Origin of the sequence: Exiguobacterium sp. s89, assembly GCF_018617735.1 — a bacterium.
GTDB lineage: Bacteria > Bacillota > Bacilli > Exiguobacteriales > Exiguobacteriaceae > Exiguobacterium > Exiguobacterium marinum.
Map to the genome: position 1 here is coordinate 480,408 of NZ_JACSKS010000001.1, position 23,314 is coordinate 503,721.

Sequence of the window (23,314 nt, forward strand, 5' to 3'; positions counted from 1 at the left end):
ATTTATCGTCTGACTATTTAATATTTTATCTATTTAAATATAATTTTAGAAACTGAATATCATGTTCTGACCACAAAAAGAGCCCGTTCGAGTTGAACGGGCTCACGCGTAACTATTGATTCTTATACGCCTTCGTATGCTGCGTACATGATCTCTTTCAATTCTTCAACGAGCGGCATTTTCGGGTTCGCCGTCGTACATTGGTCTTCGAATGCGTCGACCGCCATCTTGTCGATCTTCGCATCGAGATCTGCTTTCTTGATGCCTTGTGCTTTGAACGAGAGTTTGATGTTCAAACGTTGTCCGAGCTCAATGATTGCTTGGACGAGTGATTCGACACCTTCTGCTGTCGTGCTTGCCGGAAGACCGAGGTAACGTGCGATTTCTGCGTAACGCTCGTCGGCGATGAATGACTCATATTTCGGGAACGCCGCAAGTTTTGATGGGCGTGTCGCATTGTAACGAATGACGTGTGGCATGAGGATTGCGTTTGTACGACCGTGCGGTACGTGGAACTCTCCACCGATTTTGTGAGCGATCGAGTGGTTGATGCCGAGGAACGCGTTCGCGAACGCCATACCTGCCATTGTTGACGCGTTGTGCACTTTCTGACGAGCTTCCGCGTCGCTACCGTTTTCATACGCTTTTGGTAGGTAGTCGAAGATCATCTTCATCGAACGGAGCGCAAGTCCGTCCGTATAGTCGTTTGCCATGACTGATACGTAAGCTTCGATGGCGTGTGTCAACACGTCCATTCCTGTATCTGCCGTGATTGATGCTGGTACGGTCATAACGAACTCAGGGTCGACGATGGCGACGTCTGGTGTGATCGCATAGTCAGCAATCGGATATTTCACATTACGTTTTTTGTCTGTAATGACGGTGAACGGTGTTACTTCTGAACCTGTACCAGAAGTTGTTGGGATTGCGACGAACATTGATTTGTTACCGAGTGTCGGGAACTTGTATGTCCGTTTGCGAATATCCATGAATTTCTGACGAAGGTTTGAGAACTTCTCTTCTGGACGTTCATAGAAGAGCCACATCCCTTTCGCAGCATCCATTGGTGATCCACCACCGAGTGCGATGATCATGTCTGGCTGGAAGTGACGCATCGCTTCAGCACCGTTCATGACCGTCTCAACAGATGGATCTGGTTCGACTTGGTCGAAAATACGGTACTCAACACCTGCTGGTAAGTTTTTGATGACTTTATCAGCGAATCCGAGTTTGACCATCATTTCATCCGTTACAATCATCGCCCGCTTTTTCGTTGTGAGTGATTGAAGGTATTGGACAGAGTTTTTCTCAAAGTAGATTTTTTCAGGTACTTTAAACCATTGCATATTCACGCGACGTCTCGCCACCTTTTTCACATTGAGTAGATGTTTCGCCGTCACGTTTTCAGAGACGGAGTTTTTACCGTAAGACCCACAACCGAGCGTGAGGGATGGTGTCATTTCGTTGTAAAGGTCACCGATTCCACCGTGTGCTGATGGTGAGTTGACGATGATGCGACAAGCTTTCATACGAAGACCGAAATCAAGGATGGCATCGTCGTCCGTTGAGTGGATGACAGCTGTATGGCCGAGACCACCGATTTCAAGCATTTTTTCAGCAACCGCAAATCCTTCTTCACGTGATTGAACTTTATAAGCACCGAGGACCGGGCTCAATTTTTCATGTGAGAGAAGTTCTGTCGCGCCAACTGTTTCAAGTTCAGCAATCAAGATTTTTGTGTCAGCCGGGACTTTGAGACCTGCTTTTTCTGCAATCCACGCTGCCGGCTTCCCGACGATCTCTGGGTTGACTGCGCATGTGTCCGTACGGATGACGAGTGTTTCAAGTTTCGCTTTTTCTTCAGGTGAGCAGAAATAGCAACCGAGTGCTGTCATTTCCGCTTTCACTTCTTCGTATACTTCTTGGTCGACGATGATTGCTTGTTCAGACGCACAGATCATCCCGTTGTCGAACGTTTTTGAAAGGATAACGTCTGAGATGGCACGTTTCACTTTTGCTGTTTTGTCGATATAGGCTGGTACGTTACCCGGTCCGACACCAAGAGCCGGTTTACCAGTCGAGTAGGCGGACTTGACCATCGCTGCTCCACCAGTAGCAAGGACCATCGCGACACCAGGATGATTCATGAGTGCTTTCGTCGCATCAAGTGACGGGACTTCTACCCATTGAATCAAGTTTTCAGGAGCTCCTGCGGCTACCGCTGCGTCACGGAGGACCCGCGCTGCCTCACTAGAACATTGTTGAGCTGACGGGTGGAAGGCAAAGATAATCGGGTTACGTGTTTTAATGGCGATGATCGCTTTGAACATCGTAGTAGAAGTAGGGTTCGTGACCGGTGTGACACCTGCAACGACACCGACCGGCTCTGCGATGTATGTGATTCCGTTTTGAACGTCATCTTCTAAAACGCCAACCGTTTTCTCTCCACGAAGTGAGTTATAAATATATTCTGTCGCAAAGATGTTTTTGATCATCTTATCTTCAAAGACACCGCGACCTGTTTCTGTATATGCTAGTTTCGCAAGTTCGACGTGCTTCTCTAGACCTGCGAGCGCCATCGCTTGTACGATGTGATCAATTTTCTCTTGGTCGAACGTCATTAACGTATCGAGTGCGGCGTGTGCGCCCGCTACGAGCGTATCCACCATTTGTTCTGCCGTTGTTTCCACTTTTGCTTTCTCTTTAACTGCCATGTTAGGTTCCTCCTCATAAGTGAGAGCTTTTAATGAACATATTGACTTGATGGAAGCACGATGTGGTGCTTGTTTTCAAGAGATTGTGCTTTCCTTCACATTCATAGAATACAATGTTTTCCCGGTTTTGTGGGTGACAACAATGTGAACTCTTTCACAATATTTTTTTATCATTTGTTGATAGCTCTTGATTTTTACATGCACCCTCAGTAAAATCGAATACGTTTTCATGAAAACATGAGTAACAATTCATGTAAACGCTTACATTAATTGTGTCAGTTCTATCTCTTATAAGATGTATCAATCATCACATCAACCCGTTTTTAGGTTCAAATGCACCTGACTCGTGTATAATGAACATAGAACCTAACTAGGAAGTGAATCTATTATGCCGAAACAAGATGCAGCGGACCAGTTTGTCAAACTAATCCCTTTAATTCGTCGTAAATTGCTACGTCGATCTGATTTTCCTCAAATTCCAAACTTGAACTTTTCTCATTTCCATCTATTAATGTTGATTGAAGACGAGGGGGCAGTCACGAATGGACGAATTAGCGAGACACTCTCCATCGCACCACCGAACGTCACCCCTCTCATCACGAAACTGTTGAACGAGGGCTTCATTACCCGCGTACCCGACGAACGGGATCGTCGAGTGATATGGAACCAGCTGACGGAGAAAGGTGAGCGAATCTTACTTGAACGAAGAGACTCGTTCCGAACGCTATTCGAAGAGCGCCTCGCATTTTTAAATGAAGATGAGACAGACCGGCTGATTGAAAGTTTGAAGACCCTCACTGAGATTGTAGAGAAAATGGACAAAGGCGACGAGTAAATCTTTACTCGTCAATTCAGCCAACTTCTTATATAATCTGTAATGAATCTACGTACAAATGGAAAGAGAGATGACATGTAATGGGTCGTAAATGGAACAACATTAAAGAGAAGAAGGCGTCTAAAGATGCCAACACGAGTCGCGTTTATGCGAAGTTCGGTCGCGAAATCTATGTGGTCGCCCGACAAGGGGAACCAGATCCTGAATTGAACCAGTCATTAAAATTTGTGGTGGAGCGCGCTAAAACATATAACGTGCCTCGCGCAATCATCGATCGTGCAATCGATAAAGCAAAAGGCGGCGACGAAGAGAACTTCGACGAACTTCGTTATGAAGGATTCGGACCGAATGGTGCGATGGTCATCGTCGACACGTTGACGAACAACGTGAACCGTACAGCATCAGAAGTTCGTGCTGCTTTCGGTAAAAATGGAGGCAACATGGGCGTCAGTGGTTCGGTCGCTTATATGTTCGATGCAACAGCCGTCATCGGTGTCAACCAAATGTCTGCAGATGATGTTCTTGAACTTATGATGGAACACGACCTTGACGTTCGTGATGTCATCGAAGAAGACGAGACGGTAATCGTCTATGCCGAGCCTGAAGCGTTCCACGCCGTTCAGACCGCATTCAAGGCTGCCGGGGTTGAGGAGTTTGCCGTCGCAGAGTTGACGATGCTCCCACAGAACGAAGTGTCGCTCGATGACGCATCGAAAGAACAATTCGAAAAATTAATTGACGTTCTCGAAGACTTGGAAGATGTGCGCCAAGTGTATCACAACGTCGATATGTAACACGCAAGCGATAACTTTTACGAGTTATCGCTTTTTTCATGAGCGATTTGACAAGGGTCATATCCTATGTTAAATTTCAAAAAGTCTTTATCGTGTTAAAGTGATACTAAGAGAAAGAAAACATGAAAGGTGTTGGATGTATATGAACGCAGTGTTACTTGCAGTCATCGTCTTATTCGCGCTCGCCATCAGTCGAGTGCACATTGTATTATCCTTAATATTAGCGGCGCTAGTCGGAGGGCTTGTTGGAGGACTTGGGTTTAACGATACGTTGACCGCCTTTAGCAATGGCCTCGGGGGCGGAGCGAGCATCGCGCTCAGTTACGCACTCCTCGGCGCATTCGCCGTCGGGTTGTCGAAGACGGGTCTACCAGACGTCTTGGCCGAAAAACTGATTGCCATGTCGGGTCGTGACGTGTCGGGTAAACGCGTGAGTTATGTCAAAGCGTTCTTATTGTCGCTACTCTTATTATTGTCGATCAGCTCACAGAACGTACTCCCGATTCACATCGCCTTTATCCCGATTGTGATTCCACCGTTACTCGTCTTATTCAATGAATTGAAACTAGATCGCCGTCTCGTAGCGACAATCTTAACTTTCGGTCTTGTGACACCATACATGTTGTTACCAGTCGGATTTGGCGGTATTTATTTGAATGAGATTCTCATTGCGAATGTCGAAGCGAACGGCTTGACAGTCGGCGACGTCAATATCATCTCAATCATGGGAATCCCGGCATTAGGTATGGTCGTCGGATTGATCGCAGCGTTCATTCATTACCGGAAACCGCGAACGTATGAAACAATTGCGCTCGGACCGTCTGACTATGAAGTTCGTCAAATGGGCGGTTTCAAGATGATCATGACGCTTGTCGTTGTTCTCATCGTTCTCATCGTTCAATTACAGACCGAGTCGATGATCGCCTCGGCAGTGACAGGACTGATGTTACTCTCGATTTTCCGCCTCATCCCTTGGTCGGAGGCAGATGACATTTTCACGAGCGGCATGCGCATGATGGCGTTCATCGGTTTCGTCATGATTGCCGCAAGCGGATTCGCAGCCGTCATTCGTGAAACAGGCGCGATTGATCCGCTCGTCAACGGTGCGAGCAATCTGATGGGTGACTCGAAAATGATTGCCGCTCTCGTTATGCTACTCGTCGGACTAGTGATCACGCTCGGAATCGGGTCAAGTTTCTCGACCATTCCAATCATTGCAGCCATCTTTGTACCTCTTTGTGTACAGTACGGTTTCTCTGTGGAGGCGACGATTGCCATCATCGGGACTGCGGGTGCTCTTGGTGATGCGGGGAGTCCTGCAAGTGACTCGACGCTCGGACCTACGAGTGGATTGAACGCTGACGGCCAACACGATCACCTACGTGAGACGGTTTGGCCAACGTTCCTACACTACAACATCCCTCTCATCATCTTCGGGGTGATTGCGGCAATGGTCCTTTAATCATTTCTTCCGTCGTGAATAAATCGTTCCTAGTAAAATTAAAATGAGGATAAACCAGATTCCGGTGTACATGAGGATTTCGGTAAACATAAAACTCCTCCTAAACAAAAGATAAGGAGCGACGGTTGTCGCTCCTTTTTTATGATGAGGTTTTTAAGACAGTCTTGCAAGTATCGAGATAGGAGTCGACCACTTCTGCCACTTCTCGCCCTTCTCGAATTGCCCAAACGATTAAGCTTTGACCTCGCTTCGCATCCCCGGCGACAAAGACATTATCCGTTACTGTATGGAAATCCTTCGTCTTTTCGACGCCGATTTTCCGCAATTCATGCTCCGGTCTCTCAAACCCAATCGCAACGAGGACGAGATCCGCAGGATACGTCTCTATCGAATCTTCTTCCACGAAGAAAGTCGCCTGACCATCCGGGTTGACAACTTTCGTCATCCGTTCCGTTTCAATCCCAGTGACACGTCCTTCTTTCGTGACGATTTGGTTGGAACGAATCAAATACGTTCTCGGGTCTTTCTCATACACCGCGAGCGATTCAGCGTACGCATAATCTGTCGTTAGCGTGTCAGGCTGCAGCGGCCAAGGTTTCTCAGGTGCACGAAGCAACCCTTTTGATGGGTGCTTACCAAATTGAACGACTGATTTTGCGCCTTGACGAATCGCAGTCGCCACGCAATCGGCGCCTGTGTCCCCACCTCCGATGACGATGACATCTTTGTCTTTGGCGTCAAATTTCGATTCGAGATACACTCCTTTTCGTTCATGCATCGAGGCTGTCAAATAGTCCATTGCCATTTCCACGCCAATGGCATCATCTCCATCAATCCCAAGTGTACGCTGTTTTTGTGCGCCAGTCGCCAAAATGACAGCATCGTACTCGTTACGAAGCGATTCGACCGTCACGTCGGTACCGACCTCTACATTCGTCCGGATGACGATTCCCTCTTGCTCGAGCAGACGAACACGACGTCTTACGACACCTTTATCCAGTTTCATGTTCGGGATTCCGTACATGAGGAGCCCACCCGCTTCGTCCGCCTTCTCAATGATGGTGACCGAATGTCCAAGCTGGTTCAATTGATCGGCTGCAGCCAATCCGGCTGGACCGCTTCCGACGATGGCGATTGTCATCCCGGTTCTATGCTGAATCGATCTCGGTTTCACCCATCCTTCTTCAAAGGCACGGTCGATGATTGTCCGTTCAATCGATTTGATGGCGACAGGATCTTCACTAATGGCGAGCGTACATGATCCTTCACACGGCGCCGGACAAACCCTTCCCGTGAACTCCGGGAAGTTGTTCGTCTCCATCAATCGATGATACGCACCCATCCAGTCTGCTTTCGTCACAAGCTTGTTCCATTCTGGAATAAAGTTATGAATCGGGCAACCGATCGTCTCCTGACCAATCAACTCCCCGACATGACAGAACGGCGTGCCGCAGTCCATACAACGTGCGGCCTGTTGTTGGACGGATTCATCATCCATCCGTGTCGCATATTCCTCATAATCTCTCACCCGTTCATCAACCTGACGCTCTGGTAAGGTCGTTCGCGCGATATTCAAAAAGTTATGTTTCATGCGGTACCTCCTTCAGTCACGACGCGGAACAATTCAAGTGCTCTGTCGGCCTCACTCAATTCCGGACGTTTTGCTTCAATCTGACGCATCACGTCTAAGACGTTCGCATAGTCTCTCGGAACGACTTTCACAAAGTTTAGACGCACTTGTTCAAACGACTCTAAAATCGTCCGCGCTTTGACACTGTCTGTATGGAATTGATGCGCTGCAAGAAGTGTATAAATTTGTTCCATGTCCTCATCGTCCAGTTCTCGTTCGACGGAAACGAGTTCCTCATTGACGAGTTGTTCATACGCTTGTGCTCCGTAAATATAAGCTGTTCCACCAGACATACCAGCCGCAAAGTTTCGCCCAATCTGTCCGAGTACGAGAACAGTACCACCCGTCATATATTCGCAGCCATGATCTCCGACTCCTTCGACGACTGTCGCTGCACCTGAGTTACGGACGGCAAAACGCTCGCCGACGTGCCCGTTAAAGAAAGCTTGACCGCTCGTCGCTCCGTATAAGCAAACGTTACCAGCAATCATTTGTTCACTCTCGTCAAACGGGGCATGTTTTTCAGCAATCAACGCCAGTTTCCCTCCACTCAAGCCTTTACCGATATAATCGTTTGCATCTCCAATCACAGAAATGGTGATTCCACGTGGTATGAATGCTCCTAAACTTTGTCCGGCCGACCCACTAAGTCGAAGTGAAATCGTATCGTCCGGAAGACCAAACTGACCATGAACTTTCGTTACTTCAAATCCTAACTGCGTCCCGACCGCTCGATCGGTGTTGCGAATCCGGCCAACGAAGAATGTCGGCTGCAACGAGCTAATCGACCGGGAAACTGCTGGAATCAATTTCCGATGATCATAGGAATAATATGCCGGATGAGGTAGCTCTTCAGATTCTGGGAGTGGTGTCGGCATTGAGAGCATCGGTGATAAATCCAACCGTTTTGCTTTCGGATGAGTCGTCTTCCACTCACTTTCTTCGAGTAAATCCGTTCGACCAATCACTTCGTCGAGTGACGTCACACCAAGTGATGCTAAGATCTCCCGTACTTCTTCAGCTAAGAATGTCATCAAGTTGACGACATGTTCTGGTTTCCCCATGAATTTTTGGCGAAGTACCGGGTCTTGCGTCGCTACACCGACCGGGCAAGTATCTAAGTGACATGCGCGCATCATGATACAGCCGAGAACGACAAGCGGTGCTGTCGCAAAAGCGAACTCTTCCGCTCCGAAGATTGCGGCCATGACGATATCCCGCCCTGTCATAAGCTTTCCGTCCGTCTCAAGCGTGACTCTCCCCCGCAATCCATTCAATGCAAGCGTTTGATGTGTCTCTAAGAGACCGAGTTCCCAAGGGAGTCCCGTATGCTTGATTGATGTCTTCGGAGAAGCACCGGTCCCGCCATCATATCCACTGATGACAATCGTATCCGCGTTCGCTTTTGCCACACCTGCCGCAATCGTCCCGACCCCTGATTTCGATACGAGCTTGACACTGATTTTTGCGTTCGGATTCACATGCTTTAAATCAAAAATCAGTTGTGCCAAATCCTCGATGGAATATATATCGTGGTGCGGAGGCGGCGAGATCAGTCCAACCCCAGGAACCGAACCTCGAACTTCCGCTACCCATGGATACACTTTGTTCCCCGGAAGTTGTCCACCTTCTCCAGGTTTTGCTCCTTGAGCCATTTTAATTTGAATTTCATCGGCATGATAAAGATATTCGGCTGTCACACCGAAACGTCCACTCGCGACTTGTTTGATGCGACTGATTCGCTCGTTTCCAAATTCATCTGCCACATAACGAGCGCGGTCCTCTCCCCCTTCACCAGAGTTACTTTTCGCACCAATCTGGTTCATGGCGATGGCGAGTGTTTCGTGCGCTTCTTTCGACAACGACCCGAACGACATCGCGCCGCTCTTGAATCGTCCCACAATCGAAGTGATAGGTTCAACTTCGTCAAGCGCCACAGGACGTTGTGCTTTGAACGTAAACAACTGGCGGATAAACTGTCCTGAAGACTCATGCAATTTAACGTAGGCGTCGTAGTACTTTCGATCATTCTCGCGGCAAGCTCGTTGCAACAAATGAATTGTCTTTGGATTGAATGCATGCTCTTCTCCGTCTGCCCGCCACTGGAAATCGCTCCCCGCTTCTAGCGGACGATTCGTCTGGTAAGCGGATTCGTGCAACACTCTCGCCTCGCCCTCTAGTTCAACGAATCCAATCCCAGATAGTTGAGATGTCGTTCCTCGGAAATGCCTTTCAATCAATCGACTGTCTAATCCGATCGCTTCGAAAATTTGAGCCCCACGATAGCTTTGAATCGTCGAGATACCCATCTTCGACATGATTTTGACGATCCCTTCTACGACCGCTTTCTGATAAGATCGAACAGCCTCTTCAAACGTATGAGCGATTTGACCATGTTCAACTAAGTTTTGAATCGTTGCATACGCGACGTATGGATAGACCGCATCTGCTCCGTAACCAATCAACGTCGCTGCCTGATGCACTTCTCGAACTTCTCCACTCTCACAAATGATGCTACAGCTCGAGCGTAAGTTCTCCCGAATTAAATGCTGGTGTACCGCACTAAGTACGAGAAGTGAAGGCATTGCAATTCGCAACTCATTCATGAGGCGATCAGATAGGACGATGACGTTCGCACCTTCTTGAACAGCTTGACTGACGCTCTTCAAGAGTGCGTCAAGTGCCGATTCTAAATCACTCGCAAATGTTGCATCGATTCGTTTGAGTGTAAGTCGCTCATCAATCTGATCAAGGGTGGTGCCATCAATAATCGGATGGTCTAACCAGACACGCTTCGCATGCCCGCGTCCTGTATGGACCGGATCTCCTTGCGGACCAATCCAGGTGAATGTCGCCGTGACAATCTTCTCTCGCAATGCGTCAATAGGCGGGTTCGTCACTTGTGCAAAATGTTGTTTGAAGTAATGGAACAGCGATCGTGGGCGTGTCGAAAGCACAGCGATTGGTTGATCGTGTCCCATCGACCCGATTGGATCTTTCTCGTCATTAATTAAAGGAACCATGTATTGTTCGATGTCCTCTTTTGTATAACCGAATGCACGCTGCACACGGTCTAGCTCTGAAACCGTTTGCTCCTGAACACCTCTGTCCTCAATAATCATCATTTGCTTTAGCCATTTATGATATGGCTCTGACTTCGCAATCGTCTCCTTGATTTCACTGTCTGGAATCAATCGCTTCTCAATCAGGTCAATTAACAACAACTGCCCCGGTCTGAGACGTTGCTTTGATTTGACGTTCTCAGCATCGACCGGAATGACCCCCGTCTCAGACGACAGGATCAATTCCCCGTCCAATGTTTCGATGTAACGCATCGGACGCAAGCCATTCCGATCTAAAATTGCCCCGATTTGCCGACCATCTGTAAAGACGACACCAGTCGGACCATCCCACGGTTCCATGATTGAAGAATGATATTGATAGAAGTCACGTTTGAAAGGTCCCATTTTCGCTTCCACGAATGGTTCTGGAATTAACATCATGGCTGTGTGCGCTATCGAACGACCGGTCCGCGTGAAAAATTCAAAGGCATTATCGAGCATTGAGGAGTCACTGCCATCCTCTTGGAGAACAGGGAACAAGTGATTCACGTCTTCAAACAGGTCTGTTGAGGTGACTCCTTCACGTGAACGCATCGCATCGATGTTTCCTCGTAACGTATTGATTTCACCATTATGGACAATCATCCGGTTTGGATGCGCTCGTTCCCAGGACGGGAATGTATTCGTTGAGAATCGAGAATGGACAATGCCGAATGTACTCTTATAGTGAGGCGATTGTAAATCCAAGTAAAATGCGGAGATTTGGCTAGGCGTCAACATTCCTTTATAGACAATTGTCTTCGTCGACAAACTAGCGATATATAAGTTTAACATTTCGACTTTTTCGATTTTTCGTCTGAGTTCATAAAAAACCCGTTCATTTGCATCTTCATCTAGGAATGGGCATGAGATGAACCACTGATAGATGACCGGTTGCGTCACACGGGCATGTTCACCGATTTGTGTGGAGTCCACGGGTACTTCGCGCCACTCGATCGTCGAGCAATCCAATTCATCCGCCATACGTTCCATTAATTTAACTTTTTCATTCAGTCGATCTTCTGACGGCTGAAAAAAAACCATTCCGACAGCGTAACGACCGAGTGACGGAAGGTTCATCGTTTGCATGAACAACTCATGTGGAATCTCTGTCATAATGCCAGCACCATCTCCGGCATCGATGACGCCTTGTCCACCTCGGTGCTCTAAATTACACAACATCGAAAGTGATTTACGGACAATCTCATGTTTTTTAAGTCCGTGTAAATTGACATATAGTCCAATTCCGCACGCATCTTTCTCAAATCTTGAGTCATACAGTCCAACTCGACTCATATCATCGACCCCTTTCACTCACAGTTTCGTAATTAACATTTTGTTCTAAATATTCTGATAAATCAAGTACACTGTATGTATTTTTGCATAATAAGAATATCAAAGAATATATATGAAAGCGCATACATCATTGATATCAATGAGTTACTCAGTTTTAGTTATATTAGATAAAGAATAAATATCCATCAATATTATTTATTTATAGGTTCTTAAGAACGTAAAAAAAGGATATCACTTAAGATATCCTTTTTTATTATTCAACTGTTTTACGCGTATGGTGTATAAACGATTTCGGTCGCTTCCACAAAATCAATCCGATATACCCAATTGCAAGCAATGCGAGCGCACTAACGATGACGACATATAGCGTCCCCTCTTCGATTCTTGCAAAAATACCGATGTATGCCCAAACGAATACGAGAGGATAGATGAAGTCGTGATGCCACCACATGAAGAGAAGGGCTAGTACGACCCCAACCATGAGCATGAGTGACGTCCAAGCAAGTTCATCGAGTCCTAACAGTGAAGTAATCTGCTCCGTCTTCATGACGACAAACGTATTGACGATTGTTGCAACCGATACCCAACCGATATAAATGGAGAATGGGAAGCGGTCGAGCCAACTTGTAGACGTTCGGAACGCGATATAGTACAGCCAACAAAGAGAAGCTAAGAATGATACCATGACGACGAGAGAGATGATGAACCACTCATTCGTGAATGCAAGTAGCCATAACCCGTTCAATACACATGAGATTAGAAATCCTGCCTTCATTCGATTTGCTTGTTGATTCGCCACCGTCCCTTTTTTCACTTGCAAGACTAACCATACAAGTAACGCCACATAGATGACTCCCCAAATCGAGAAGGCGTATCCCGCTGGCTTAAAGTAAATATCGATTTGATCTGAAACCGCGGCATTGTCACCACTCGCAAAATAATTGATGACAACCGTCGCCAAGAAAGCGACCCAGTTCACTATCGGCCATTTAGATAAGTCCATATCCTCGATCTTCTAAACGAAGATCAAACACCTCCTTTTAGCAACATAATAATCAATACCCCGATCCGTGTGACTCTACACGTCAAAAGGGACTTGCCTAAGCGAGTCCCTTTTGATTAAAAATCGATTTCATCTGGGTCTGGTCCGAGACGTTCACCCGTCGCCACTTGGTCGATTTTTGCTAAATCGTCTGCATCGAGTGAAAAGTCAAACACGTCAAAATTCTCACGGATTCGGTGTGGTGTAACCGACTTTGGTAAGGCGACGTGACCCGACTCGAGGTGCCATCGAAGCACAACTTGTGCAGGCGTCCGGTCATGCTTTTCAGCTATTTCCGAAAAGACAGGAATGTCTAAGAACTTTCCTTGCATAAGTGGACTCCACGCTTCAATTTGAATGCCTTCATCTTGGCAATAGTCTAGCAAATCTGGTTGTGGTAGTTGTGGGTGTAGTTCCACCTGGTTAATGAGTGGTGTCATAAGTTCCGCTTCTTTCAACGCTTCAAGATGATGCTCTTTGAAGTTTGATACACCGATTGCTTTAATCTTCCCAGCCTCATACAAATCGATGAGGTCCTTCCATGCCTCGACAAAGCCATCTACCGGCCAATGAAGTAGGCAAAGGTCCAGATAATCTGTCTGGAGGCGCTTCAATGAGTTTTCAAAAGCTACTTTTGTTTTCCCCTCACGAATATCATCGTTCCAAATCTTCGATGTGATGAACAATTCTGAACGGTCGACTCCTGAAATTTTAATTCCTTTTGCGACGCCATCTTCGTTTTTATAAATTGCAGCCGTATCGATATGACGATAGCCCGTTTTAATGGCCTCAACGACAGCTGCTGGTGCTTCAGTATCATTGTCGACTTGCCACACTCCAAAGCCGATCATCGGAATTTCTACCTTGTTTCTTAACGTAGCATATAACATCTAGTTCATCCCCTTTTTATTCTATCGAACTGATTCTATCATACCCGAGAATTTATTTTGAAAAACTAAATCGTCAAATCTTTTCGGATAAAACGGATGAACGAGAGTACTGAAAAGAACATTAATAAGCCGATTAACCATATGAAATGAATGCCACCAAATTCTTCACGCATGATGGCCGGAGCATCAAAGAGAGAGAAGAAGGAAATGTTCCCTAGCCATTCGAACTGCTCACTCACTCCGTTAATGATATTCACCATTAAGAAAAACGTAAAGATTCCACCCGTCACTATATAGGATTTGCTACTATCATCGAACAGACTTGCCAACATATAAGCAACGACACCTAATACGAGCAGCATGAGTGCTCCGTTCAATTGAAGCATCCATAGAACAGAATAGTCGATTTGTAAATCAAACAATACATCTGCTGCCATGAGACTGAGCCCATTTAATCCGACAAAAAAACTTACTGCAATGATGAGGATGACAAATGTGGACAATACATACGTGACTCGAGAAATCGGTGCCGCCATGTAAAGCATGATTTCTCCAGAATCGACCGGTTTGGCGAGGAGTTTTGAGGCAAACGTCAACGCAAACAACACAGCGAGTACATAAAAGATCAATCCATAATAATTACTCGACAACAAATTGAGCAAATTATCCATCGCCATCGTCGCATCGATTTGGAACACGTCGAGCAGTTCCGGTGGTAACGACTCTAACTTTGCCTCAATCAATCCCGTTTCCTGAATGGACGGGAAAATAGCCGCCAAAAAGAAGAGGTAGATACTTGTTCCGATTGAATAACCGAGAATCCAACTGCGATTTTGTCTAAACATAGATCTTATTAACATTTATGTCCCCTCCCCGTAATACTGCATAAACAAGTGTTCGAGTTCGTCTGCGCCACTCTCAAGTGAACGAATCTCATAGTCGGCAAGCGTTCGGATTAAGTTGTTTAATTCTCGTGGCGACGTGATCGCGACCTCGACGTGTACTCCATCTCGCGATCCGGAATCTTCGATGAATCGGATCGCCTCTGTCTCTGATGAGAATTCGATTCGATATCGTTTCACACTATGCTGTCGAAGTTCTCCCATGTTTTCCTCGATGATAATGCGGCCGTCTTTAATCAATGCGGCACGATCACACGTCCGTTCCATCTCTGGAAAATGGTGTGAACTCATGAGAATCGCTTTTCCTGCTCGTTTTTCTTCAATCAACCAATCGATTAACCGTTCCTGCATGAGCGGGTCAAGTCCACTCGTCGGCTCATCTAAAATATAGACAGGCACATCTTTCATGAAGCACGTGATAATAGCCAACTTTTGCTTCATTCCTTTTGACATCTTCCGTACTTTCGTCGCTTCATCAAATGAAAATCGTTCACGAAGCCGCCGTTCGCGGTCAGTATCTGTTTTGTGCAAATGACGGGTCAACCGAATGATTTCTTCTCCGGTCATGTTTTGTGGGTAATTGATTTCTCCCGGCAAATAGCCAACGCTCTCTTTCACCTTCTCTGTTTCTTGCCAACAATCGAATCCATTGATTGAGGCTTTCCCTTCATTTGGTTTCAAAAGTCCCATCAAATGCCGAATCGTTGTTGATTTACCCGCACCATTCGGTCCGATGAATCCAAAGATCATTCCCGGTGATACGTTAAGCGAGACGTCAAAAATACCGTGTGTCGAATCGAACCGTTTCGTCAATTGCTGAATCCGAATCATCTCGAATCCCCCTTTTTTTGAAATATTCATTTAATATGATTACAAAATTAGTATATCACGTTCTTTTTTGAAATGGTAATGGTATATTTATTACAAAACTATAGAAAGGAGCGATTATACAAATGGATGGATTCGCAAAACGCACTGAAGAAAAACGACAGGCCATTTTAAGCGCGGCTTTTGACTTAATGACAGAGAAGCAATCTCGATTTACCGTAAGCGAGCTCGCTAAAAAAGCACACGTTTCCCCCGTATCCATTTATAATTATTTTGGTTCAAAAGAGCAGGTCATCATTGAAGTATTGAAACAAATGACGGAGGAACAAATGAGTTGGATTGATCAAAAAATCGAATCGAATGCTCCCTTCGACGCGTTACTCGTAGACATCTTGAAGCGAAAAATTAAGACAGCGGTTCTCTTTGATGAGACCATTACGAAGACAATGCAACAGGACCCGAACTGGGAACAACTTGCGACCCGGGGATACACCGCCTTCGCCCGACTGATTGAGTACGGTAAGCAACAAGGATCAATCGATGTGACCTTATCGACCGCCTCTTATCTTCGCTATGTTCAGTTAATGCAGCAGGCCATCCTGTCCGACCCTCATTTTTCAATCGGTGATATGAAAGAAACGATGGAAGATTATTTTCATTTCTTTTTAAACGGGGTTATTAAACGTTAAAAGGTGACTGTCTAAGATTTTCAGACAGCCACCTTTCTTCATGTTTTATAGATAAAGTCTTCGATCGGATAAAGCGATAGATCCACTTCGGCGTCGCCTGTAAGAACGAGATCACTTAATACTTTCCCGATGAATGGGCCTACCGTCAATCCGGATGAGCCTAGACCGTTCGCGACTAGCAGGTTTTCTGCCCCGGGCACCCTTCCAAGCACAGGGATCGAATTCGGTGTGACTGGACGGAAGCCAACTTTCGTTTCAATGAGTTCTGCTTCAGCAAGACCGGGTGAAGACTCCAAACCTTTTGTCAGTACTTCATGAACACCAATCGCCGTCGGTCGTGCATCGAATGCTTTTCCTTTCTCATGCGTTGAGCCGATGACAACCTTACCATCGTCAAATCCAAGTAAATACCGTCTCCGTGGTGGCATGACAACCGGCCAATTCGATGCATCGGTGTCCTTTAACTGAACGTGAACGAGTTGCGCCTTCTCTCCGTCGACACGAGCTGTATATCCAATAGGCTGTAACAGTTCCGGTAGCCACGCCCCCGCCGCAAGGATGATTTCATCCGCTTCATGGAGAACTCCGTCACACTCTACGCCAATCTCATCCCCACCAGTCAATCGTGCCGAACCATAGACGAACTTTGCACCGCGTTTTTGGGCGACACGCTCGAGTGCTCCTCGGAATTTTCCACCGTCCACACGTGCTCCACCTGTTACTAGAAGCGCATCATATTCATCAGATAACGGAGGAAAGCGGAGTTGTGCCTCTTGTGCGGTCAATCGTTCGAGGTCGCCGATTTCCGGGGCCTCTTCACGTCGTTTCATCGTCCGCTCCATCATCTGGTCAAGTTTTGCTTCTTCATGTAGCGCAAGAGTCCCGACCCGTTTGTATCCGGTCTCCGTTTCCCCTTCAGCTTCCAACTCTTTCACGATCTGCGGATAATAGTGCGCACCTCCTTTTGCGAGTGCGTACCATGCTTTATTGCGTCGTTGCGCAATCCACGGACAGACGATTCCTGCTGCCGCATCTGTCGCACGTCCTTCTTCTTTACGGTCGATGACCGTCACGTCAGCTCTACCTGCTAAATGATAGGCTGTCGATACACCAACGATTCCCGACCCGATAATCACAATTTTCTTCATCATAAATCTGTCCTTTCAGACAGATGGACACATCCTTTCGTGAAAAAATCATCGACCCAATGGATCGATGATTAAATGTTATTCTCTCATCGCTAGACGATACAATAAGTCTAACAATTCAATATACAACCAGACGAGTGTGACGATTAATCCGAACGCCGCCACCCATTCTAATTGTTTCGGCGCACGAGCTTCGACCTGACTTGCAATAAAGTCAAAGTCTAAGACGAGCGCGAGCGAAGCGACGATGACAATGACAAACTGTACGCCGATTGCAAGCGGGCTCGAACCGGTCATAAACGCCAACCCTGAACCGAATAGACTCATGACGAGTTGCACGAGATATAGCAACATGACTGTGAACATGGCAGCCATGACACCGGCTCTGAATTTTTGTGTCACTTTGACGAGCCCTGTCGTATAGACAAACCACATCGCAAAAGCAACGACAAACGTCGTCAATACGGCACGTCCCACAATACCAGGGACCATCGCTTCAAAGAAATACGAAATCGAACCGACAAACACACCTTCAACAATACCGTAAAGTGGTGCAACGACCGGCGCTGTATTCGGTTTAAACGTGATGACCAAGGCAAAGATAAACCCGAGGATGAGCGATCCAATCATGATCGGGAACAAGAGTTCTTCCCCAATTGTAGGGACGACAAGCCATGTCGTACCGGCTGCCGCCGTCACGAGAAGAAGCAATGTAAACACTTTGGACCATGTCCCTGCTTTTGTCATCGGCTCGGCACTATAAGCTGTAGAGTGCATAGATTTACGAAGTAATGGATTCGATTTTAAGTTCAACGTTGTATAGCTCCTTTATGATTCAGTTACTGTTTTGCGAATACGTCGATGAACGCGCGCATATAATCTGGTAAATCTGGTGGTCGGCGACTCGAGACGATATGTCCGTCAACGACGACCGGCTCATCATGCCAAATCGAACCCGCATTTTCCATGTCATCTTTGATTCCCGGCGTGCTCGTCACGTTCACCCCGTCTAAAATGTTCGCTGAAATCAGCACCCAACCAGCATGACAAATTTGACCGATCGGTCGCTTTTGTTCATCCATATAGCGGACGAACCCCTTCACCGAATCAAAACGACGTAACAAGTCAGGTGACCAACCACCCGGAACGAGAATCGCATCGAACGAAGTGATGTCTACATCATCAAACGATACGTCTGATTTGGCAGGGACACCATATTTACCGATATACGCATGATCGGCTTTCTCTCCCGCGAGGATCACGTGCGCTCCTTCTTCACGAAGACGGTGCACCGGATACCAAAGTTCTAAATCCTCGAAGTCATTACTGACAAGTTGAAGAACTTTCTTTCCTTGAAGTTTCATCAAACCCCTCCTTATATTCATTCACCATTATACCCGAAACCGGGAGTGGCGAAAACGAAGAATCGTGATTGTTGTTCCATGATATTGATTAGGGATGATTCTCACCACTATATCTTGTGTTTCCACTCTACAATATTGATATTATATGATACCTTTAGTGGTAGGAGATTGAGAAGGAGGCACATCACGTATGAAGCAATATCATGACTTATGTCGACATATTCTCGACAATGGAATAGCGAAAGAAGACCGGACTGGTACAGGGACGACGAGCGTTTTTGGCTATCAAATGCGCTTTAATCTGCAGGAAGGTTTTCCCCTTATCACGACGAAAAAATTACATACTCGTTCGATCATTCATGAACTACTTTGGTTCATTTCGGGAGAAACAAACATTCGTTATCTACAAGAGAATGGAGTCCGTATTTGGAACGAATGGGCAGATGAAGAAGGTAATCTAGGACCCGTATACGGCTCACAATGGCGTTCGTTCCCGCGCCCGGACGGCTCGACCGTCGATCAGTTGGCTCAAGTGATTGAACAAATCAAGACAAATCCTGATTCGAGACGGTTGATCGTCTCCGCATGGAACCCTGGACAACTAGAGGAGATGGCCCTCCCACCTTGTCATCTGTTGTTCCAATTCTATGTCGCCGACGGGAAGCTATCTTGCCAATTGTATCAGCGGAGTGCCGACACCTTTTTAGGAGTTCCGTTCAATATCGCTTCCTATGCGCTTCTGACGCACATGGTTGCGCATGTGACCGGCCTTGAGGTTGGTGATTTTGTCCACACAATCGGAGATGCACATATTTACCACAACCATCTCGAGCAAGTGGAGCTTCAACTGTCACGTGAGCCACGCCCGTTACCACAACTCAAGATTGTCCGAGACGTCCCCTCAATCGAATCATTCCGTTTTGAAGACTTTGAGATTCTCGGATATGACCCGCATCCACATATTAAAGGGGAAGTGAGCGTATGATTTCGCATGTCGTTGCGTATGGGCAGAGCCGAGAAATCGGAAAAGACAATGATTTGTTATGGCGCTTGCCAGATGACTTGAAACACTTCAAGACCGTCACGTCTGGCGGGACCGTCGTAATGGGAAGAAAGACGTTCGAATCAATCGGAAAGGCTTTGCCAAACCGACGCAATATCGTCGTCACGTCCGATTCTTCATTTGAAGCAGATCAAGTCGAAGTATGGCATGACTTGGACCGTCTTGTTGAATTGAGTGAGCAGGAAGAATGGTTTGTCATTGGTGGTGCCACCTTATATGAGCAGACGATGCCGATGACGAGTCGAATCTATGCCACGGAAGTCGAATCTAGGTTCGAGGCCGACACGTATTATCCTGAACGCACAGGGGAATGGACAGTCACAAATCAAATCAATCATCCACAAGACGAAAGACATGCATATTCCTTCACGTTCAAACAATACGACAAAGCAGACATCGAGTAATCATTGATGTCTGCTTTTTAGTCTGGTAGTTTTTCTAGCCACTGTTCAATTTTTTTCGTAATGATTTCGTCATGTTCTTCATCCGCATAGTCATCATAAATCGCTTCAAGCTCAGATGCGGTACGTTTCGATACTGCGAGAATGTGGCTATATTTCCCCCGCTGCTCCTTCACGGCAGACAATGTACCTCTCGCTTCATCTACCCGGGCATCATCCAAGACGAACATTTCAATGTTATCGTTACAAGAATACGCTTCATAAGGACGATACACTACTTCATATCGGCGGTGTTCTTTAGGCAGTCGGTCCGCGAGCGAAATATATGTATTCGTTGACATCGTCACATATGCAATCCGCTTCTCTTCACGGACTGCAGATGAATAACGGACAACACGATTTCGTCCATCTCGTTTCGCTTTGTATAACGCCTCATCTGCATAGGCGCACCATTCACCAAGTGTATAGCCCGTCTGGCAGACGCGCGTGTAGCCAATCGATACCGTCACTTGATGGTCATAAGGAAACTCCATCGTTTCGATTTTTGAACGGACACGCTCCAACACCGTTTCGACAATCGCCCGATCTGAAACATTTAAGAGAATTAAAAATTCTTCTCCACCATAACGAATGAGCTCATCGCTCGAGCGAATCGCATGGCGAATTTCCTCTGATACACGATGAAGGACGTCATCTCCGTATGAATGACCGAACGTATCGTTCAATTGTTTGAAATGATCGATATCAAGTAAGGCGACAGCAAAACTCTCTCCAGAGCGCTCCAATCTCGAGATGAATCGAGAGAATGTCGGTTTCAAATACTTGCGGTTAAAGGCTCCTGTCAATTCATCCACGAGTAACGCCTTTGATACGAGACGGGATTTTTCAATATGTAATCCGAGACGTACCAACCGTTCCTCCATCGGAACCCACGATTCCCAATAATCATCGAATCCGTAAGAATATGCAGCAAGACGATAGTGTTCATTCGTACCGATGACGATGAGCGGCACATAGAGTTTTCTCATTTTGCTGACGAATGATTGGATGTCTCGTTCTTTGAACTGCGGCCATAGTTCGACGTCCATGATGATGGCTTTTGGCACATCCTCATAATCGTATTCAACCGCTTCTTCGAGGGTTTGTAAAAATACCGGACGAGCTCCTAGTTTTTCGACACGCGATTTATAGCGACTAAATGTAGAAAAACTTGCTGATAAAATCAGGACAAGGTCTTCATCTTCTTGTTCAATTCCTAGGACTGTATGGATATACCGCTTCACAGGTGAAATCAGGGTCAATGCTTCCGCTTGGGTGAGGACACTAGGTAACTCCTTCGCGTCAGACTCGACACGACTAAAGATTTCTAACAAATGCATCAAACGTCGTTGTCTAACTTCCTTCTTCATCCAATCGAGTAGAAATTCGATATCGCTTTTTGGAATTTGTCTAGACTCTGATATCTTCTTCAAAATCATATGTATACGCTCAGTGAGTTGACCTTGCTCCATTTTCGTCCCCCCTATGTTCGTACTCCCCGAATTATCTTATGCTTCGATTATGCGACTTCGGCGGTTAAAATACAACTATTTCCTTATTTATTTTCTATTGTTTTACATATACATAGGTCATATGTCCTAAAATAGACATACAAAAAGCGGTCTTGCGACCGCTTTTCGTTATTTTTTCACTTTTAGATTTGGAGTAGTCATCTCTTCGGGACGAATCCATTGATTGAATTGTTCTTCTGTCAATAAACCTGTTTTCAATGCCGCTTCTTTTAAAGAGGTGCCGTTTTTGTGTGCCGATTTTGCAATTTTTGCAGCGTTCTCATATCCGATATGCGGATTGAGTGCTGTGACGAGCATGAGTGATTGCTCTACGTTTCGTGAAATCACTTCCTGATTCGGTTCAATCCCGACAGCACAATGATCATTAAATGAATGTAAGCTGTCCGTCAATAGACGGCATGTTTGTAGGAAATTGTACATGATGACCGGCTTGAAGACATTCAGTTCAAAATTCCCCTGACTCGCCCCAAAGCCAATCGTCGCATCATTACCAAGTACTTGCGCGGCAACCATCGTGAGAGCCTCGCTTTGCGTTGGATTTACTTTACCAGGCATAATCGAGCTTCCCGGTTCATTTTCTGGAATCGTAATTTCTCCGATTCCCGCACGCGGACCAGAAGCCAACCAACGCACATCGTTCGCAATCTTCATGGCGTCCATCGCTAGTGCTTTTAAAGCACCGTGCGTGAAGACGAGTTGATCGTGACTCGTTAGAGCGTGGAATTTGTTCACGGCTGTAATGAACGGCTTGCCTGTCTCTTCTGAGATTTTCTTGGCTACGACTTCACCGAACTCAGGGTGCGCGTTGATACCTGTCCCGACGGCCGTTCCTCCGAGAGCAAGCTCAGTGAGTGGTTCTATCGTCCGTTCAATCATCTGTTTTGACAGTTCTAGCATCCGCACCCAGCCGCTGATTTCCTGTCCGAGCGTGACCGGTGTCGCATCTTGAAGATGCGTCCGTCCGATTTTGACGATACCCATATTCGCTTTCGCTTTTTGCGAAAGGGTTTTGTAAAGCGAGTCGATTGCCGGTAGGACATCATCTTGTACAGAAAGGATGGCTGCGATGTGCATCGCTGTCGGATACGTATCGTTAGAGCTCTGCGATTTGTTGACATCATCATTTGGATGAATCGTGATCGATTGTCCTCGTGCCTGTAACTTTTCATTGGCAAGATGCGCGATGACTTCGTTGACGTTCATGTTGGACTGCGTTCCTGAACCCGTCTGCCAGACGACAAGCGGAAATTCGGCGTCGTGTTGCCCTGCTAAAATCTCATCCGCAACTTCCGAGATGATGATCGCTTTGTCTTCCTCAAGTACACCAAGTTCGGCGTTCGCTAAAGCCGCTCCTTTTTTCAAAATGGCAAAAGCGTATACAATCTCAAGCGGCATCTTCTCAGCACCGATTTTAAAGTTTTCAAGACTTCGCTGCGTTTGCGCTCCCCATTTCGCATTAGCTGGGACTTTAATTTCCCCCATTGTGTCCCGTTCGATCCGATAATCCATTGTAAATTCCCCCTCTATAGTTGAGTACGCTTTCATTTTAGCGAAAAACCATCTAAAAAGAAATGACTCCGTCAA

General features: G+C 46.4%; 18 protein-coding genes. 6 read left to right on the forward strand and 12 right to left on the reverse strand.

Annotation, left to right across the window (positions count from 1 at the left end):
* Window positions 1–122 precede the first annotated feature (122 nt).
* Window positions 123–2,714, reverse strand: coding sequence for a bifunctional acetaldehyde-CoA/alcohol dehydrogenase (gene adhE, locus KNO96_RS02485; RefSeq protein ID WP_026826057.1), 2,592 nt, complete (start codon window positions 2,712–2,714; stop codon window positions 123–125).
* Between the two features lie 388 nt (window positions 2,715–3,102).
* On the opposite strand from adhE, the gene KNO96_RS02490 reads away from it, so the two are divergent.
* The 3 genes from KNO96_RS02490 (at window position 3,103) to KNO96_RS02500 (ending at window position 5,805) form a co-directional block, all read left to right on the forward strand.
* Window positions 3,103–3,549, forward strand: a complete 447-nt coding sequence (locus KNO96_RS02490) for a MarR family winged helix-turn-helix transcriptional regulator (protein WP_214702115.1) — start codon at window positions 3,103–3,105, stop codon at window positions 3,547–3,549.
* Between the two features lie 80 nt (window positions 3,550–3,629).
* On the forward strand, window positions 3,630–4,343 hold the full coding sequence (locus KNO96_RS02495) for a YebC/PmpR family DNA-binding transcriptional regulator (RefSeq protein WP_026826059.1): 714 nt from the start codon (window positions 3,630–3,632) through the stop codon (window positions 4,341–4,343).
* A 142-nt stretch (window positions 4,344–4,485) separates the two neighbouring features.
* Entirely contained in the window at window positions 4,486–5,805 is a 1,320-nt protein-coding gene (locus tag KNO96_RS02500; protein WP_214702116.1) for a Na+/H+ antiporter family protein, read from the forward strand.
* Between the two features lie 139 nt (window positions 5,806–5,944).
* Here the strand turns inward: KNO96_RS02500 and KNO96_RS02505 are convergent, their stop codons facing one another.
* From KNO96_RS02505 to KNO96_RS02530, 6 genes are all read right to left on the reverse strand, one after another.
* Window positions 5,945–7,396: a glutamate synthase subunit beta gene (locus KNO96_RS02505; protein WP_214702117.1), complete on the reverse strand. Its 1,452-nt coding sequence runs from the start codon at window positions 7,394–7,396 to the stop codon at window positions 5,945–5,947.
* Entirely contained in the window at window positions 7,393–11,832 is a 4,440-nt protein-coding gene (gene gltB, locus KNO96_RS02510) for a glutamate synthase large subunit (RefSeq protein WP_214702118.1), read from the reverse strand. The genes KNO96_RS02505 and gltB overlap by 4 nt, the downstream gene beginning before the upstream one ends.
* Before the next feature lie 253 nt (window positions 11,833–12,085).
* Window positions 12,086–12,835, reverse strand: coding sequence for a tryptophan-rich sensory protein (locus tag KNO96_RS02515; protein ID WP_214702120.1), 750 nt, complete (start codon window positions 12,833–12,835; stop codon window positions 12,086–12,088).
* A gap of 116 nt (window positions 12,836–12,951) precedes the next feature.
* Entirely contained in the window at window positions 12,952–13,764 is an 813-nt protein-coding gene (locus KNO96_RS02520; protein ID WP_214702121.1) for an aldo/keto reductase, read from the reverse strand.
* A gap of 65 nt (window positions 13,765–13,829) precedes the next feature.
* Window positions 13,830–14,624, reverse strand: a complete 795-nt coding sequence (locus KNO96_RS02525) for an ABC transporter permease subunit (RefSeq protein WP_214702123.1) — start codon at window positions 14,622–14,624, stop codon at window positions 13,830–13,832.
* Window positions 14,625–15,497, reverse strand: a complete 873-nt coding sequence (locus tag KNO96_RS02530) for an ABC transporter ATP-binding protein (protein WP_214702125.1) — start codon at window positions 15,495–15,497, stop codon at window positions 14,625–14,627. It lies immediately after the preceding gene.
* Between the two features lie 122 nt (window positions 15,498–15,619).
* Here KNO96_RS02530 and KNO96_RS02535 point away from each other — a divergent pair, with 122 nt between their 5' ends.
* Window positions 15,620–16,183, forward strand: coding sequence for a TetR/AcrR family transcriptional regulator (locus KNO96_RS02535; RefSeq protein ID WP_214702127.1), 564 nt, complete (start codon window positions 15,620–15,622; stop codon window positions 16,181–16,183).
* Window positions 16,184–16,221: 38 nt separating this feature from the next.
* Here the strand turns inward: KNO96_RS02535 and KNO96_RS02540 are convergent, their stop codons facing one another.
* The 3 genes from KNO96_RS02540 to KNO96_RS02550 all read right to left on the reverse strand — a co-directional run bounded on the left by KNO96_RS02540 (window position 16,222) and on the right by KNO96_RS02550 (window position 18,695).
* Complete coding sequence (locus tag KNO96_RS02540; protein ID WP_214702129.1) at window positions 16,222–17,331, reverse strand: NAD(P)/FAD-dependent oxidoreductase; 1,110 nt, start codon at window positions 17,329–17,331, stop codon at window positions 16,222–16,224.
* Window positions 17,332–17,409: 78 nt separating this feature from the next.
* Window positions 17,410–18,144: a Bax inhibitor-1/YccA family protein gene (locus KNO96_RS02545; RefSeq protein WP_214702130.1), complete on the reverse strand. Its 735-nt coding sequence runs from the start codon at window positions 18,142–18,144 to the stop codon at window positions 17,410–17,412.
* Window positions 18,145–18,170: 26 nt separating this feature from the next.
* The gene (locus tag KNO96_RS02550) at window positions 18,171–18,695 is read right to left on the reverse strand and encodes a type 1 glutamine amidotransferase domain-containing protein (protein WP_214702132.1); all 525 of its coding nucleotides are present in this window, start codon (window positions 18,693–18,695) and stop codon (window positions 18,171–18,173) included.
* Window positions 18,696–18,885: 190 nt separating this feature from the next.
* Between KNO96_RS02550 and KNO96_RS02555 the strand changes: the two genes are divergently transcribed.
* A complete protein-coding gene (locus tag KNO96_RS02555; protein WP_214702133.1) occupies window positions 18,886–19,680 on the forward strand; it encodes a thymidylate synthase in 795 nt (264 codons plus the stop codon).
* Window positions 19,677–20,162, forward strand: coding sequence for a dihydrofolate reductase (locus KNO96_RS02560; protein ID WP_214702134.1), 486 nt, complete (start codon window positions 19,677–19,679; stop codon window positions 20,160–20,162). Before KNO96_RS02555 ends, KNO96_RS02560 begins: the two co-directional genes overlap by 4 nt.
* A gap of 17 nt (window positions 20,163–20,179) precedes the next feature.
* Here the strand turns inward: KNO96_RS02560 and KNO96_RS02565 are convergent, their stop codons facing one another.
* Window positions 20,180–21,670, reverse strand: a complete 1,491-nt coding sequence (locus tag KNO96_RS02565; protein ID WP_026826073.1) for a GGDEF domain-containing protein — start codon at window positions 21,668–21,670, stop codon at window positions 20,180–20,182.
* Between the two features lie 168 nt (window positions 21,671–21,838).
* The gene (gene fumC / locus KNO96_RS02570; protein ID WP_214702135.1) at window positions 21,839–23,239 is read right to left on the reverse strand and encodes a class II fumarate hydratase; all 1,401 of its coding nucleotides are present in this window, start codon (window positions 23,237–23,239) and stop codon (window positions 21,839–21,841) included.
* Window positions 23,240–23,314 lie beyond the last annotated feature (75 nt).